Annotated in this window: 15 protein-coding genes; 3 read left to right on the forward strand and 12 right to left on the reverse strand. The window is 67.4% G+C overall.

Going from position 1 to position 16,127, the window contains the following annotated elements; genetic code table 11:
- Window positions 1-16: 16 nt before the first annotated feature.
- Together ACQI46_RS12380 and ACQI46_RS12385 are read right to left on the reverse strand one after the other, a co-directional pair.
- Window positions 17-1,132 carry a zinc-binding dehydrogenase gene (locus ACQI46_RS12380; RefSeq protein ID WP_427094297.1) on the reverse strand — a complete coding sequence of 372 codons (1,116 nt, stop codon included), beginning with the start codon at window positions 1,130-1,132 and terminating at the stop codon, window positions 17-19.
- A 102-nt stretch (window positions 1,133-1,234) separates the two neighbouring features.
- Window positions 1,235-2,800 carry an acyl-CoA synthetase gene (locus tag ACQI46_RS12385; protein ID WP_427094298.1) on the reverse strand — a complete coding sequence of 522 codons (1,566 nt, stop codon included), beginning with the start codon at window positions 2,798-2,800 and terminating at the stop codon, window positions 1,235-1,237.
- Window positions 2,801-2,919: 119 nt separating this feature from the next.
- Here ACQI46_RS12385 and ACQI46_RS12390 point away from each other — a divergent pair, with 119 nt between their 5' ends.
- On the forward strand, window positions 2,920-4,812 hold the full coding sequence (locus ACQI46_RS12390; protein ID WP_427094299.1) for a flavin-containing monooxygenase: 1,893 nt from the start codon (window positions 2,920-2,922) through the stop codon (window positions 4,810-4,812).
- Complete coding sequence (locus tag ACQI46_RS12395) at window positions 4,809-5,696, forward strand: SDR family NAD(P)-dependent oxidoreductase (RefSeq protein ID WP_427094300.1); 888 nt, start codon at window positions 4,809-4,811, stop codon at window positions 5,694-5,696. The genes ACQI46_RS12390 and ACQI46_RS12395 overlap by 4 nt, the downstream gene beginning before the upstream one ends.
- A 6-nt stretch (window positions 5,697-5,702) precedes the next feature.
- Here ACQI46_RS12395 and ACQI46_RS12400 read toward each other — a convergent pair whose 3' ends face one another.
- On the reverse strand, window positions 5,703-6,332 hold the full coding sequence (locus tag ACQI46_RS12400; RefSeq protein WP_427094301.1) for a Dabb family protein: 630 nt from the start codon (window positions 6,330-6,332) through the stop codon (window positions 5,703-5,705).
- Window positions 6,325-6,666 (reverse strand): hypothetical protein, encoded by a 342-nt coding sequence (locus tag ACQI46_RS12405; RefSeq protein ID WP_427094302.1) that lies wholly within the window; start codon window positions 6,664-6,666, stop codon window positions 6,325-6,327. The genes ACQI46_RS12400 and ACQI46_RS12405 overlap by 8 nt, the downstream gene beginning before the upstream one ends.
- Window positions 6,667-6,767: 101 nt before the next feature.
- Here ACQI46_RS12405 and ACQI46_RS12410 point away from each other — a divergent pair, with 101 nt between their 5' ends.
- Window positions 6,768-7,994: an NADH:flavin oxidoreductase gene (locus ACQI46_RS12410; protein ID WP_427094303.1), complete on the forward strand. Its 1,227-nt coding sequence runs from the start codon at window positions 6,768-6,770 to the stop codon at window positions 7,992-7,994.
- Here ACQI46_RS12410 and ACQI46_RS12415 read toward each other — a convergent pair.
- The 8 genes from ACQI46_RS12415 to ACQI46_RS12450 form a co-directional block, all read right to left on the reverse strand.
- On the reverse strand, window positions 7,969-8,661 hold the full coding sequence (locus ACQI46_RS12415) for a response regulator transcription factor (RefSeq protein ID WP_427094304.1): 693 nt from the start codon (window positions 8,659-8,661) through the stop codon (window positions 7,969-7,971). The two genes, ACQI46_RS12410 and ACQI46_RS12415, sit on opposite strands and share 26 nt — an antisense overlap.
- Entirely contained in the window at window positions 8,649-9,872 is a 1,224-nt protein-coding gene (locus tag ACQI46_RS12420; RefSeq protein ID WP_427094305.1) for a histidine kinase, read from the reverse strand. Before ACQI46_RS12420 ends, ACQI46_RS12415 begins: the two co-directional genes overlap by 13 nt.
- A gap of 9 nt (window positions 9,873-9,881) precedes the next feature.
- A complete protein-coding gene (locus ACQI46_RS12425; RefSeq protein WP_427094306.1) occupies window positions 9,882-10,772 on the reverse strand; it encodes a CPBP family intramembrane glutamic endopeptidase in 891 nt (296 codons plus the stop codon).
- A gap of 81 nt (window positions 10,773-10,853) precedes the next feature.
- Window positions 10,854-11,795, reverse strand: coding sequence for an alpha/beta hydrolase (locus ACQI46_RS12430; RefSeq protein WP_427094307.1), 942 nt, complete (start codon window positions 11,793-11,795; stop codon window positions 10,854-10,856).
- The gene (locus ACQI46_RS12435; protein WP_427094308.1) at window positions 11,792-12,661 is read right to left on the reverse strand and encodes an IclR family transcriptional regulator; all 870 of its coding nucleotides are present in this window, start codon (window positions 12,659-12,661) and stop codon (window positions 11,792-11,794) included. The genes ACQI46_RS12430 and ACQI46_RS12435 overlap by 4 nt, the downstream gene beginning before the upstream one ends.
- 225 nt (window positions 12,662-12,886) lie before the next feature.
- Window positions 12,887-13,795 carry a biphenyl-2,3-diol 1,2-dioxygenase gene (gene bphC, locus ACQI46_RS12440; protein ID WP_427094309.1) on the reverse strand — a complete coding sequence of 303 codons (909 nt, stop codon included), beginning with the start codon at window positions 13,793-13,795 and terminating at the stop codon, window positions 12,887-12,889.
- 9 nt (window positions 13,796-13,804) lie between these two features.
- A complete protein-coding gene (locus ACQI46_RS12445) occupies window positions 13,805-14,986 on the reverse strand; it encodes an acyl-CoA dehydrogenase family protein (RefSeq protein WP_427094310.1) in 1,182 nt (393 codons plus the stop codon).
- 58 nt (window positions 14,987-15,044) lie between these two features.
- Complete coding sequence (locus ACQI46_RS12450; RefSeq protein ID WP_427094508.1) at window positions 15,045-16,088, reverse strand: 2Fe-2S iron-sulfur cluster-binding protein; 1,044 nt, start codon at window positions 16,086-16,088, stop codon at window positions 15,045-15,047.
- Window positions 16,089-16,127 lie beyond the last annotated feature (39 nt).

Below are 16,127 nucleotides of genomic sequence, written 5' to 3' on the forward strand. Positions count from 1 at the left end.
TTCTCCGTCGACGGGCTCAGGGCACGATGCTGGCGCGGACGTCGCGCCTGTTCTCCGCGGCGGCGAAGGCGGTGTTGATGTCGTCGAGCGCGTAGCTCGCCGCGGCGAGGCGCTCGAAGGGCAGCGTGTGCTGGTACTGCTCGAGGAAGGTCAGCGCCCGCGACAGCACCGACGGGTCGTAGAGCGAGACCCCCACCATCGTCTTGTTCGAGAACACGAAGCGCGACGGATCGAACTCGAACGTCTTGCCGACGTTGATGTTGCCGATCTCGACGTACCGGCCGAACTGTCCGAGCAGCTTCAGACCTTCGTCGATCGCCGAGGGATGCCCGACGACCTCGACGACCACGTCGGCGCCCTGCCCGTCGGTGAGGGCGCGGACCGCCTTGACACGCTCCTTCTCGGTGGTTGCGGTGATGTCGATGACGGCGTCTGCGCCGAACGCCGTGGTTAGTTCGAGCCGCTCCGGTACCCCGTCGATCGCGATCACCTTCGCCGCACCGCGGGCCTTGGCCACCGCGACCGCATACAGACCCAGAGCGCCCGCGCCCTGCACGACGACATATTCGCCCAGCTGTTGATCGACGCGTTCCAGGCCGTACATCACCTGCGAGAGAGCGCAATTCGCCCCGGCAGCGATCTCGTCGGACACCGAGTCGGGGACGGTGTAGAGCACCGCGCCGGCCGGCAGCACGAAGTAGTCCGCGTAGCCGCCGACGAAGTAGGGCGGCTCGTCGGCGCGACCCAGCATGGCCATCTTCAGGTTCAGGCACGCGTTGCGCCGCCCGGCCAGGCAGTTACGGCACGTATGACAGCAGAAGAAGTACGGAAACACCACGCGCGTGCCGGTCGACAGCACGGCACCGTTGGAGTCGGTGTGCACGCCCTCGCCGAGCGCGTGGACGGTCCCGACCATCTCGTGGCCCAGCACCGTGGGCAACTGACCGCCCAGCCCGCGGGTGGCGAAGGTGCCGTGCCAGGCGTGGACGTCAGAACCGCAGATGTTCGCGCGCGTGACCTTGATCAGGATGTCGCCCGGACCGATGTCGGGCAACGTCACCGTCTGGATCTCGAACGGCTTGCCCGGCTCGTCGAAGCGGGCGATGCGGCCCTGGATCGGCGCACGGCTCACGGTGGGGAGTCCTTTCAGTCAGCGGGCGATTCGACGCACGCTAACGACGCCGACGGCATCAGGACGGCACGCGTCCCGCCCAGTGGCCGTTCCCGTGATCGATCAGCCGCTGAACTGTTCGCGCAGAACGCGCTTGAGCAGCTTGCCGCTGGGGTTCTTGGGCAGCGCGTCGACGAAGAACACCTGTTTGGGCGTCTTGAAACCGGCGAGATGTTCGCGGCAGTGCTCGAGCAACTGGTGTTCGTCCACGTCGCTGCCCGAGCGGACCACGACGGCGGCCGCGACAGCTTCCACCCAGGTCGGATGCGGGATACCGAAGACGGCCACCTCTTCGACGCACGGGTGGCGATACAGCGCTTCTTCGACCTCCCGGCTGGCCACGTTCTCGCCGCCGGTCTTGATCATGTCCTTCTTGCGGTCGACCACGTGCAGCAGGCCGTGCTCGTCGTAGTAGCCGAGATCGCCGGAATGGAACCAGCCACCGCGGAACGCCTCGGCGGTCTTGGCGTCGTCGTCGAGGTAACCGAGCATCAGATGCGGGCTGCGGTGCGCGATCTCACCGACCACCCCGGCGGCTACCGGCGCGTTGTCCTCATCCAGGATGGCGGTCGCGACATTGACCACGGGCCGGCCGGCAGAGCCGGGGTGCGCGTCCTGTTCGTCCGGTCCCAGAGCAGAGGCCAGCGGCGCCATCTCGGTCTGGCCGTAGAAGTTCCACAGCCGCAGATTGGGCAGCCGCTCGCGCATCTCCGCAAGGATCTCCACGGGCATCGCCGAGGCGCCGTAGTAGCCCTTGCGCAAGCTGGACAGATCGACCCGGTCGAAGACCGGCGAACGCAGCAGCGAGATCCACACTGTCGGCGGAGCGAAATAGTTTGTCGCCCCGAACTGTTCAATGCTGCGCAGCACCGCTTCCGGGTCGGGGCGCGGCAAGATGATGCTGGTCGCGCCGAGATAGATGTCGGTGATCAGGAAGTTGTCCAGCTGTGCGCAGTGATACAGCGGCAGTGAGTGGATCTCGACGTCACTGCCTTCCATCGATCCGGCGATGATCGAGCTGATGTAGTTGCCCATCAGGCTGCGGCTGGAGTGCATGGCGCCTTTGGGATGTGATTCGGTCCCGCTGGTGTACATCAACCGGATCAGTTGATCGTCGGCGACGTAGGGATTCGGCGGCGCCGACGGGGTCTCGATCCAGTGCGCGAAGTCAATCCAGCCTTGCGGCAATGACTGCCCGGGCAGGACGATCGCCGCCCTGGCGCGCACGGCGCCGCCGAGTCGCATCGCCTCCTCGGCGGTCGGCACCAGGTCGGCCTCGACGATGAACCCGGTTGCCCGGCTGTGCCGCAGGATGAACGCGATCTCCGCGGCGGTCAGCATGAAGTTGATCGGCACCAGGACGACGCCGGCGCGCGCGGTGGCGAACGCCAGCACGGTGTACTGCCAGCAGTTGTGTGCCAGCAGAGCCACTCGGTCGCCGACACCGAATCCGTTGTCGGCCAGTGCTGCAGCGGCACGGTCGACCAGGTGGTCGAACTCGGCGAACGTCAACTGCACGTCGCCGTCGACGATCGCGAGTTTGTCCGGGTGCTTGCGCGCGGGCCGCCGCGGAATGTCACCGAGAGCGTGGCTACGGGCGGCGGCCAGCACATCGCGCAGATCCTCCATGTGCCGGACTGTAGGCGCGACGGGAAACACACGGACGACCGGCCTCCCGCTCAGTAGACAAGGCCCCGGCCGTGCGGCGCCCAGGCACCCATACTCGAGCCCACCAGCGAGGAGGATCGATGACGACGCGTGACCCGGACGAGATGCGAGCCAACCTACGTGAGGCCGACGCCGGAATCCTGGTGGCGGTGTTGGCGCAGTTGACCGGCGATCTCGGTGTGGTTGATCGGTACGCGGCGCGGATCTCCTTCGTGCCGGACCCGCCCGAGTTCATCGGGACCACCGATGCGGCCACGCTCGACGAGCTCGTCGAGGAGGTGGCCGCCGCGGTGGACGCGACGCGCCGCCCCGATGCGCTCGCGCCCGACGATCACCTCCTGTTCGGACGGATCGCTCCGCTGGCGTTGGGCACCGAGGTGGGGGACGAGTACATCGGTCTGCTCCTGGAGCAGGGCGGCTTCCATCCTTCGCAGCCGGTGCTGCCACGAACTGCCCAGCTGCCGAACGACTTCGAAGTCGTGATCGTCGGCGCCGGCATCGCGGGCATGGCCGCGGCGCTGGAATGCGCCGCCGCCGGAATCGACTACGAGATCATCGACCGCAACGACGAGGTCGGCGGCACCTGGTACACGACCGTCTACCCGGGCATTGGCGTCGACACCCCGTCGGCGTACTACTCCCTGTCCCGGGACATCAACGGCGACTGGACGAGCTACTACCCGCAGGGTCCGGAGTACCAGCGCTACCTGCAATCGGTGGCCGACAAGAACGGGCTTCGGGGCCACATCCGGTTCAACACCGAGGTCGAGGCGCTCTGGTGGGACGACGCGCGTGCCCAGTGGGAGATCCGCACTGTCGCCGGCGACGGCTCCCGGCAGGTCAGTTACGCCAACGTCGTCATTCCCGCGGTCGGCTACCTCAACCGACCCCGGTGGCCGGATCTCGCCGGGCGCGAGACGTTCGGCGGGGTGAGTATCCATTCCGCGGAATGGGACCCGCAGCTTTCGCTGCGCGGGAAGAAGGTGGCGATCATCGGCGCCGGGTGTACCGCGGTGCAGATCGTCGACGCGTGCGTCGACGAGGTCGAACACCTCACAGTGTTCCAACGGCAGCCGCACTGGGTCGCGCCGCGCAAGCGTCTGACCGACGACGTCCCCGATCACCGGCGCTGGCTCAATGCCCACATCCCGTTCTACGCCAACTGGATTCGACTGAAGTCGTTCTGGGGTACGGCGGACAACAACTACCCGGTGATCGTCCGGGACCCGGAATGGGCTGCCGAGCATCTGTCGATCTCGCCGGCCAACGACAGGCTCCTGCAGTTGTGCCTGGACTACATCGACCGGACGTTCGGAGCGGGCTCCGAACTGGCGAAGAAGGTCACGCCCGACTTCGCGCCCTACGGCAAGCGCATCATCCGCGATCCCGGCGGCTATTACGCGGCGCTGACCCGCGAGCATGTCGACGTCGAAGCCACCGAGCCGGCCATGGTCAACGAACGCGGCATCGTCACCGCCGACGGGCGGCAGATCGACCTCGACGTGATCGTCTACGCCACCGGCTATCACCTCGACTTCCTGTCCACCGTCGACATCCGCGGCCGCGACGGGGTCCAGCTCAAAGACGTGTGGGGCAACAATCCGGCCGCCTATCGGGGCGGGCAGGTACCGGGCTTTCCGAACATGTTCATCTCGTCGGCACCGAACTACAGCCCGGGCCACGGCGCCGGGCACAACTTCGGTGTCGAGGTGATGGTGCACTACGTGATGGAGTGCCTGGCACTGATGGCGTTGCGGGGGGCCGCCACGATCGAGGTCACTCCCGAGGCGTTCGACGACTACGTGCGGCAGATCGACGAGACGATGGCCCAGACCGTGTGGTGTCACACCCCGACGGCGCACACCTACTACCGGTCCGGCGGCGGACGTATCGTGACCGCCTTCCCGTTCCGCCTGATCGACGTGTGGCAGGGCCACCGTGCACCCAAGGAAGAGGATCTCCGACTCTCATGACGGGACTACTCACCGGCAGAACAGCTCTGGTCACCGGAAGCAGCCGCGGGATCGGCCGGGCGGTCGCGCAGCGGCTCGCCGCCGAGGGCGCGACGGTCGCCGTCACCGCCCGCTCCTACGAGCCCTCGCTGTCGACCCGTGCCGGCAAGACCGCAGAGCTGCCCGGCACCATCGGCGAGACGATCGAGTTGATCGAGACCGCCGGCGGGAAGGCCTTCGGCATCGCGTGCGATCTCGAAGATGCCGACGCGCGCGCGGCACTGGTCGATCAGGTCGTCGAACGGACCGGTCGCATCGACATCCTGGTCAACAACGCCGGCTACGCCGACTACTCGGTGATCGAAGACATGCCGATGGACACCTTCGAGCGCACCGTCGAACATTACGTCCGCACACCGTTCGTGTTGACGCAGAAGGCAGTTCCGCACATGCGCCGCCAGGGCGCGGGCTGGATCGTCAACATCGGTTCGGTCACCGGGCTGGCGCCGGTACGGCCGTACCGGGAGTACAACAAGTCCTCCGGTGACGTCATCTACGCCTCGATGAAAGCCGCGCTGCACCGCTTCACCCAGGGTGTGGCCGCCGAGCTGATGGATTCCAACATCGCCGTCAACGTCGTCGGTCCGTCCAGCGCGGTCCGCACGCCCGGCGCGGCGAGCCTGATCCCGGACACCTTCCCTACCGAACCGGTCGAGTACCTCGCCGAGACGGTGCTGGCGATGTGCCATCGGCCCGCGGCCGAGCGCACCGGTCTGGTCGCCTTCAGCCTGCACTATCCGTGGTCGCAGGAACTGCCGGTGCACAGCCTGGACGGGAAGACGGTGCTGCCGCGTCTGGAGCCGCCGGCCACCGCCAATCCCAACATCCTCCCCGCGGGGCTGTAGTCCGCGTCAGCGCAGCACGCGAGCACTGTCGCTGCAGAAGCTGTGGCAGATCCGTTCGCGGACAACCGCGTCAGGGGATTCCGGGTCGAACCACCGGTCGACGACCGCCCAGTGGATCGGATGCATCAGGTAGGCGCCCATGATGCCGTCGGCGTCACTGAACTCCTGCTCGAACACGTGCGTCCACTGCGAATCGCCCAGCGTGTGATCGGGCCGGCTCAGCTGCCACGCACTGATCGTCGAGACGTAACCCGGCAACAGCCGCAGGTCGGCTTCGAACCGGGCCACCGTCGGCGCGTCGGTGTCTGCGGTGACGCGCAACAACAGGGTCCGGTACACCGTCCCGGGAGCGCGGTCGTCGATGACCTGCGGCGAGCCGTGGTACCCGCCGCCGTTGACTCGCGTGATCGCCGGGTCTTCCAACACTGCGTCGAAGGCCTCAGCGGCAGCAGCCCACCCGTCGGCATCGTGGAACCGCAAGTGCACCAGCACGTCTCCACCGTTGCGGCTGCCCGCCAGCGTGGGAGCCACGAGATGTCGCACCGCGCCGCACTGCGCCGCCAGTCGCTGCAGATCCTGTTGCACCCGACTGCGTTCGCTCTCGCTCACGTCGAGCAGGCGGATCACGCTATACATCGCACAACTCGTCGACATCGGAATAGGAGGCCGCCGCGCTGCGGTCGCGTTCGAGGATCAGGTAAGCCACCGCGTCCCACCACGCGCCCAGTCGGGGATCGGGGCGGCCCTGCCACGTCATCTCCCACCAAGCCCGAGCGCTCGGCAACGACCAGGTGATGGTGACCGTGTTGGGTTCGGTGTCGAACCAGATCGGCGGGGAGACAAGCACACTGCGCAGCGTCATGCCGCGCTCCCGAGCTCCCGGCGCGTACCCGTCGAGATAGGTGTCCACGAACTCGCGGGCGCGCCCGGGCCGGGTGACCACCCGGTCGACGACGAAGACCTCGGCCATGGCTGCGACCTTAAAGACGCCTCGGTGGACGGATCCGCGGTGATCCCGGCCATCGGGAGAGCACCGTTGACGGCGTGACGCGTCGGGCCGACGGTGGTCGGATGACCGATTCACGCCCGGATCCATTCGCTCCGGTCAGCCTGGGGCCGGTGCGGCTGCGCAACAGGATCATCAAGGCGGCCACCTCGGAGGGACGCTCGCCCGACGGCATGGTCACCGACGATCTGATCGCGTTCCACCGCAGCTTCGCCGAAGGCGGAGTCGGGATGACGACTGTCGCCTACTGCTGTGTGTCGCCGCAGGGCGCCAGTGCGCCAGGACAGATCGTCATGAACAACGACGCCCTTCCCGGTCTACGCAAGCTGACCGACGCCGTCCACGATGCCGGCGCGGGTATCTCGGCGCAGCTCGGTCACGCCGGGGTGGTGGCGCCCAAGAAGCTGACCGGCGTCACGGCCGTGGCGCCGAGCCGGTTCGTCAACCCGACGTCCTTCGCGTACTGCCGGGAGATCCGGCGGGACGAGATCGCCGCGGTCATCGACCAGTTCGCGCAGGCCGCGCAGGTGGCCGTCGATGCCGGATTCGACGCTGTGGAGCTGCATTTCGGGCACCTGTACCTGCCGAGCTCGTTCCTGAGCCCGCTGATCAACCGTCGTAAAGACGAGTACGGCGGCGACATCGACAACAGGTCGCGGCTGGTACGCGAGATTGCGCAGCGCGTCCGTGACGTCGTCGGTGACCGTGTCGCGGTCATCGCCAAGCTCAACATGGACGACGGACTGCCCGGCAGCATCTGGATCGACGAGGCGTTACGCACCGCGCAGTTGCTCGACGCCGACGGTGCGCTGGACGCGTTGGAGCTGACCCAGGGATCGTCGGTGTACCGGCCGATGTACCTGTTCCGCGGCGACGTCCCGGTCCGCGAGTTCGCCACGGTGATGCCGCCGATGCTGCGACCGGGTGTTCGGTTGATGGGCAAGTCCGTGATGGGTGCCTACCCGTACGAGAACCTCTACATGCTCTCTGCTGCACGGCAATTCGTTCCGGTGGTGCGCAACACCAAGCTGATCCTGCTGGGCGGGATCACCAACCGCGACCACGTCGAGACCGGTATGCGGGAAGGGTTCGACTTCGTCGCGATGGGGCGGGCGCTGCTGCGGGAGCCCGATCTGGTCAACATGATGATCGCCGACCCCGCGGCCCGTAGCCGCTGCACCCACAACAACAAGTGCATGGTGACAGTGTTCGGCCGCACCCACTGCGTACTCGACCCCGCGCAGCGCTACGGCGCGGTGGACTCGGTCAGTTCGACGACCGGGACTCGTTGAGGTAGGTCAGTACGGCAAGGACTCGCCGGTCGCCGTCGCCCGACAGTGGAAGCTTGGCGAAGATGTTGCCGACATGTTTGCGCACCGCCGCCTCGGAGACGACCAGGCGCTGCGCGATCTGGGGGTTCGTCAGCCCCTGCGCCATCAAACCCAGGACCTCTTCCTCGCGCGGTGTGAGAACGGCCAGGACTCCTCTGTGGCGTGAGCGCCCGACGAGCGCGACGACGATATCAGGATCGATGACCGTTGCGCCGTTGGCGATCTCGCGGACGGCGTCGAGGAAGTGGCGGACGTGGGCGACACGGTCCTTCAACAGGTAGCCCAGACCGCCCCGGCCACTGTCGACGCTGCGATCGAGCAATTGGTCCAGTGAGCCGACCGAGGTGTACTGCGACAGGATCACCACGGGAAGCCCGGGTGTGGCGCGCCGTAACTCGATCGCCACCTCGATGCCCTCGTCGGTGTGCGTCGGAGGCATCCGGACGTCGGTCACGATCACGTCAGGGCGGTGCGCACGGGCGGCGTTGCGAAGCTCGTCGGCCGACTGCACTGCCGCGCACACCTGATGCCCGTCGGACTCCAGCACTGTGACGATGCCAGTGCGCAGAAGTGGGGCGTCCTCGGCGAGAACGATGCGCAAACCGTGACCGCGCGTCAGATCGGGCATCGGATTCTCACCTCCGTAGGCCCACCTACGGGACTGGACATGGTGAAGGTCCCGTTGACCGCTTCGACACGAGCGACCAGGGTCGCGAGTCCCCGACTCGGTGGCAGCGTCGCTCCACCACAGCCGTCGTCGCGAACCGAGAGCCACCAGGTGTGGGCGTCCCGGTCGGCGGTGATGGTGACCGACGAGGCCGATGCGTGTTTGACGACGTTGGTCAGTGTTTCGTTCAGCACGAGATATGCGGTGTGTTCGACGGCCGCCGGTAGGCGTTCCGGGGTCTCGGTGGCACCGAAGTCGAGGTGGACCGGGAGGGGGTAGCGGCCGATCAGATCGGTTACCGCCGCGACCAGCCCGTGCTCGGTCAGCGCCCGGGGCAGAATGCCGAGCAGTACCGAGCGCAGCTCGGCGGAGATGTCGTCGAGTTGCCGGTGGGCGTCGGTGGCCAGACGCCCGGCGTCGTTGTCGCCGTGCACGGTCTCGGCGATACCCAACGTCAGGGCCAGCGCCACCAGACGATGCTGCACACGATCGTGGAGCTCGCTTTCGATGCGGCGGCGTTCCTGTTCGACTGCATCGAGCAGCGCGGAGCGCGACTGCTCGAGCCGCGTCACTTCACGCCGCAGCGCCAAAGGGTCGGCGAGTGCGGCGACAGTGAGTTTCCCGACCGCCATGGCGTAAAGACCGACGAGGTACGCCGTCAGGACAACCATCGCGACCCCGAACAGAGACGCAGTCCACGCCTCCGCCTCGGTGTCGATGAGCCACAGCCCCACGTTGATGGGTTCACCGGGGCGCACCAGCCAGGGCGCCGCCACCATGACGACGCTCAGAATCGCCAGGAATCCCACGAGTACGACACCCCACGGCCCGGTGATCAGGGCTGCGAACAGCACGTAACCGACCTGCCGGCGAGTGGGTGAGCGCTGCTCGGTGCGAGCTGCCGAGACATCACGTCGAACCTGTTGCCCAGCGGCCTCGTCGATCAGCGACAGGCGCGCGGACTCGATCTCCAGCAACGTCGACCACACGGTGCCGCGTAGTGAACGCGACACTCCCGCAAGGAGAATCAGCGGCAGACCGATGGTGACCAGAGCGCTGAGAACACCACCGAAGACTGTGTACACGAGCGCGCGCCACGGCCACGACGACAGCAGATACCGCGGACCCGACGCCACCGCGGCATCCAAGGACCGGGCCGGGACCTGCGCCATCGCCCGAGTCTAGCGAGGGCCTGGACGGAAAGTCCTCGGCCCTTCGGTACGGCCGGCGGACAGGATCACCACCGCGAAAGGGATCAGGCCCACACAGAGCAGAACGGTGGTCGCATTCATGTCGATGGTGTCGCCGAAGACGTGCATCATGCCCATCGAGGTCACGAGATTGCTACCCGCGTGAAGCATCGCGCCCGGCCACACCGACGCGGTTGCCGACCACAGCCAGCCGATCAGGAACTCCAACAGAATGCTCAGCGGCAGCCACCACACCATGCTCCACAACGACTGGGCGACAGTCATTTCCCCGCCGAAATAGCCGACCCAGGGAAGCGGCCAATGCCACACCCCCCAGATCAGACCGGTGAGGAACGTCGTGGCGATCGGCCGTCCAGGAACCAGACGATCGCGTAGATATGCCGTCCAGCCGTACTCTTCGCCCCAGAAAATCGGCGCCGCCACGACGCAGATGACGGGCCCGGCGGCCAGACCCAGCCAGGCTGTCGACGACATGTCCAGATCGTCGGGTGACCACCAGCCGGTCAGGACCGCGACCCCCACACCGATGACCAGGACTCCCCACGGAATCGTCGTCGCCGCAAGGTAGTACTTCCAGGACGATCTCCAGTTCAACGTCAGGCCCGAGTCCGCGAAGCCTTGGCCCGTGATCCATCGCCGGACGATGCACGCCGCGAGCGCGGGGACGAAGGCCGCGGTGGCCAGTTGGGTCAGAGGATCGTCCAGCGACCCGCCCATGACGTGCACACCGAGCCACGGGATCCACGCCCCGCTGAAGGCCAACAACAGGAACCATCGAACACCGCGACGACGCTGTGCGGGTGATTCACGCAGGGCGACGTCGGTGGGCCGACGGCGAGCGGCTGTCGATTGCGTGCGCATACCTCGAGTCCACCTGCTCGTCGCCGGAAGAGCGTTGGCGCAGGCGACCGTTCGACGGTAGCGCGCACGCTACCGTCACGCTCACCGCGTGCTGCCCACCAGCGCGGCCACGTCGGCGCAGACCTGAGCGCGGGCACGGCGGCAGATGTCGAACGCCGGCATCGTCATGAACCCGTGCACGCCGCCCTCGAAATAGCGGCACACCGTCGGCACCCCTGCTGCCTCCAACGCTTCGACGTAGGCGAAGCCCTCGTCGCGCAGCGGATCGTGGCCGGCCACCACGGCAAGCGCCGGCGGTAACCCGGTCAGATCCTCGGCAGCCAACGGCGAGGCATAAGGATGTTGGCGATCGCTGGGGCGCGGCACGTACTGGTCCCAATACCACTGCAGCGCAGGCCGCGGATTGTAGAAACCCTGCCCGAACAAGCGATAACTCTCGGTGCCGAAGTCGGCGGCGATGACGGGATACAGCAGCACCTGTCCGGCCAAAGTGGGTCCACCGCGGTCGCGAGCCATCAACGCGGTCACAGCCGCGAGGTTGCCGCCGGCGCTGTCACCTCCGACCAGCACCGCCGACGCGTCACCGCCGAAATCGTCGATGTGCGCGGCGACCCAGTCGGTGACGGCGTACACGTCCTCGGCCGCCGCCGGCCACTGGCCCTCCTCGGCGGCGCGGCGGTAATGCACGGAGACGATCACGGCGTTCATGCCGTTGGCGAAGTTGCGGCACAAGCCGTCGTGGCTGTCCAGATCGCAGAACACCCAACCGCCGCCATGCGCGAAAACCATTGTGGGAACGTGGTTACCGGACACCGACGTGGGACGGTAGATGCGGACCGTCACCGGTCCGGCGGGGCCCGGCACGGTGGCGTCCTCGACGGAGGCGACCGGCTCGGGCTGTGCGGGTGCGACGAAGCGCGCCCTGATGGCTGCGCGCGCCTCATCGCCGGTCATCGTGTGCACGGGCGGGAAACCGGAGTCCAGCGCCTCGATGATCTCCGCGATCTGCGGATCCAGGCTCATGCGAGCTGCAGGGCGGCCGGGCGAACGGCAGGTCCACCACGCAGCGGACGCGCCTGCTGCAGGGTCGGTGTCACCCGTCGCGAACCGCCGTCCACCGCACGCCAGATGTGCATGGCCGCCATCCGGACCGGTGCCACGAGGCGCTGGTCGAACTTCATCTGGTTCATCGGACCGCACACCGACACGGCCGCGGCCGCCTCGCCGGGGTCGCCGATGGGTGCGGCCACGCAGCCGAAGCCGGGGACCGACTCCTCACGATCGAATGCGTAGCCGTGGGAGCGGACCTTCGTCAGCTCGTTGCGCAGCTGCGCCGGTGTCGAGATCGAGTACTTGGTGCGGCGGGACAGGAACTCGGTGTCGAACAGCGACACGTCCTCTTCGTCGGTGTACGCGAGAATCGCCTTGCCCACCGCCGAGCAGTGCGCGGGTGCCCGCCCGCCTACACGCGTCGGGATCGCGGCGGTCATCCGGTTGCCCACCTTCTCCATGTAGACCACGTCCGAACCGTCGAGGACGGCGAGGTGGACGACCAGACCCGTGGCGGCATGCAGTTCGTGCAACACCGGGATCGCGGCCTTGTGCAACCGGTCCTGGTGCACGGCCAGCGAACCGAGTTCGACCAGGCGCATTCCCAGCTCGTAGTCCCGTCCGCTGCGGCGCAGCCAGCGCAACTGAACCAGCCGCTCGAGCATCCGGTGCGCCGACGAGCGGGGCAGACCGGTCCGTCGCACGATCTGGGCCAGCGTCAGCCGGCCGGGGCCGTCGAACGCGTCGAGCACCAGCGACACCCGGTCGATCACCGCGCTGGGAGTCTCCGGGGCCGCTTTGGGTGAGGGAGCGGCAACGCTATCGATGGTCACGGTCATCGGGAACCTCCGACTAGTAATACTTCTAATAGGCATATGCCTAGTGGTCATATTGGTACCACATCGATGTGTGTGCTGTCACACAAACGACCGGAATGTCATCGGCGGCACGCCGACGGCAGCCGAACTCGCCGTCAAACGGCAAAATCGCCGCCCTCGAAGCACTCTCGCCGAAGGGGGAGAGGCGTCAGGCGGCGATCTGCGATGCCGGGACAGCGGCGACGCTCAGGGGCGCATGGCCGCCGGGAGATCGTCGACCCACTGATGGCCCCAGTAGCTGTCAGCGGTGATTTCCTCGGCCGTGTAATACGTCTCGTCGACCCGCATACCGTCGGTGCCGAACTCGATGTCCCAGTCGCCGGGGGCGCGCACATAGAACGACACCATCTTGTCGTTGGTGTGCCGGCCCAGCGTCGAGGACAGCTGGAAACCGTCCTTGGCGATCCGGTCGAGTGCCTGTCCGACCGCGTCGAGGGAGTCGACCTCCACCATCATGTGCACCAGGCCGGGATCGCGCACCGTGGCCGCCGGGCAGATCGCCAGACTGTGGTGGCGTTCGTTGATCCCGAGGAAACGCACCCGGATAGGCCCGAACTCCGGCGGCGCGGGGACACGGAACGCCCCGCGGGACTTGAAACCCAGGACACCGGTGTAGAAGTCGAACATCCCGTTGACGTCCATCGCGGGCAGCACCACATGCCCGAGACCTTGGTCGCCGGTGACGAACTTCGCGCCGAACGGGGTGACGACGGGGCTGTGGTCCAGGACGGCGCCGTGGAACACCTCCAGCGCGGTGCCGGCCGGATCACGGAACGCGATGACCTCCTCGACCCGGCGGGAATCGGCCTCGGCCTGCGACAACTCCTGATATTCGGTGCCGGCTTCCTCCAGGGCACGCTTGACCTCGATGAGCCCGGCCCGGTCGCGGACTTCCCACCCGACGGTGACGATCTTGTCGACGTCGCCCGGGGTGATGATGATGCGTGCGGCGCGTTCGTCCATCCGCAGGTACAGCGCGTCGGCGTCAGGTCCGCTGCCTTGCGCGAAACCCAATACGTCGAAGGCGAATTGCCGCCAGCGCGCCATGTCGGTGGCAGCCACCGTGACGTAGCCGAGGCTTTTGACCAGACTCATGATCAGCTCCTAGATCATCGCCCGCAGCGGACCCTGGGGATCCACCCCGAGAGAGCTCAGCGCCGATGCGTGATAGACGGTGCCCGGGACATGGATGGCGTGGGCCTGGCCGACATGCGCGTCGCGCCAATAGCGTTGCAGGGGCTTGTCCATGCGCGCGGCGTTGCCGCCGCAGCGGGCGAAGATCTCGTCGACGGCCGAGACCGCCCGCCACACCGCGCGGACCTGGGTGCGCCGGCCGGCGGCGCGGTCTTCGAACGACACCTCCTTGCCTGCGGCCACCATGTCGTAGATGCGGTCGGCGTTGGCCAGCAGCTCCTGGCGTGCGGCGTTGATGTCGGCGGCCGCCTCGCCGATCGCGTACATCACATACGGGTCGTCCTTGATCGCCACGCCGCTGGAGTTCACGCGCTGCCGTTGGTAATCCAGGGCGGCCGCCAGAGCGCCTTCGGCGATGCCGATGGTGGCTGACGAGATGCCCAGCGGGAACATCGTCGACCACGGCATCAGGTACAGCGGTTCGGTCATCCCGGCCTCCCGCTGGGCGGTGCCGTCCATGACCTTCATGCCGTCCATCGTGCGGTAGTCGGGCACGAACGCACCGTCGACGATGACGTCCTTGGAACCCGTGCCGCGCAGACCCACGACGTCCCACGAGTCCTCGACGATCTGATAGTCCTTGCGGGGCAGGATCATGTGCAGCATCTGCGGCGGCATCAGCGGTTTGCCCTCAGCGTCGCCGACCATGGCGCCCAGGATGATCCAGTCGCAGTGGTCGGTGCCGGAGCTGAACTGCCAGCGGCCGGTGAAGATGTAGCCGCCGTCGGTCGGTGCCGCGACGCCCTGGGGCGCGTACGGCGAGGCCACCCAGGTGTCGACGTCCTCGGCCCAGATCTCCTGTGCCACCCGCGGGTCGGCGTAGGCCAGCTGATAGGGGTGCACGCCGACGACTCCGTTGATCCAGCCCGCCGACGGGTCCAGCGCCGCGGTGGCCATCACGGTCTCGGCGAACTCGCGCGGATGAACCTCCAGACCGCCGTGCTGCGTGGGCTGCAGGAGCCGGATCGATCCGATCTCCTTCATGGTCTTGACCGTGTCGTCGGTCAGCTTGCCGATCTTCTCGGCCTCCGCGGCCTGCTCGCGCAGCTGGTCGGCGAGATCAGCGACGCGGTCGATCACCCGTTGTGTCATGGATGTGATGGTGCCGTGTCCCGCGGTGGCTCGGTGCTGTTTTCCCGTTGAGCGGAAGTCAGAACTCGACTTTGACCGAGTCCGACGCCGGGCGGGCCTGGCATGCCAAGAAGAGCCCCTCGGCGATGTCCTCGGGTTCGAGGATCGTCGCGTTGCCGAGGTCGACCTGACCGTCGACGACCGTGGCCGCGCAGGAACCGCAGTTGCCCTCACGACACGAATACGGCACCTCGATGCCGGCGGCCAGCATGGTGTCCACCAGGTTGCGGCCGACAGGCCAACGCAGGCGGTGCACGTCGCCGTCGATGCGCACTTCGGCATCGGCAGCATCCCCGTCGTCCGGTTCGGCTGGCAGGGCGGATTCGGCGAAGGGATCCCCGTCCAGGGAGGCGAACACCTCCACGTGAATCCGATCGCGCGGAACGCCGGCTTCGGTGAGCGTGTTCTTCACGACCGCCATGAACGGTGCCGGCCCGCAGATGAAGGACTGGTACCCGGGAAAGAGGCGTGCGAAGTGGCCCAGCTGTGCCCCCGTCGGCAGCCCCTGAATGGACTCCAACCAGTGCAGCACAGTGAGCCGGCCGGCGTAGCGTGCCGCCAGTTCGCGCAGTTCGGCCGCGAAGATCACCGACGCCTCGTCTCGGTTGGCGTAGCACAGCACCACCCGGCCGCTGCCGGCCACCAGCACCGATTTCAGGATCGACATGATCGGGGTGATGCCGCTGCCGGCCGCCCACAACAGGAAGTCGCCGTCGAGGTCACGCGGGGTGAACACCCCCGACGGCGGCAGTGACTCCAGGGCATCGCCGGCAGAGACGTTGTCGCACAACCAGTTCGACCCGTAGCCGCCGTCCGTGCGCTTCACCGTCACCTTCGGCGCATCGTCGACGTGCGGCGAACTGGCCAGCGAGTAGCAGCGCGCGACCGAGCCCGTCTGCTCACTCGGGATCCGCAAGGTCAGGAACTGGCCGGGCCGATAGTCGAAGCGGTCCCGGTGTTCGGCCGGAACGTCGAACACCAGGGACCGGGCGTCGGGGGCCTCCTCGATGACCTCGAGGACGGTCAGGATCACCGCACGGGACGCGTCGCTCATGCCCGCCATCATCAATGGCAGCAGCGCATCGCGAGCCTGCGCTACCGG

Origin of the sequence: Mycobacterium sp. SMC-4 (genome assembly GCF_050205565.1) — a bacterium.
Lineage (GTDB): Bacteria > Actinomycetota > Actinomycetes > Mycobacteriales > Mycobacteriaceae > Mycobacterium.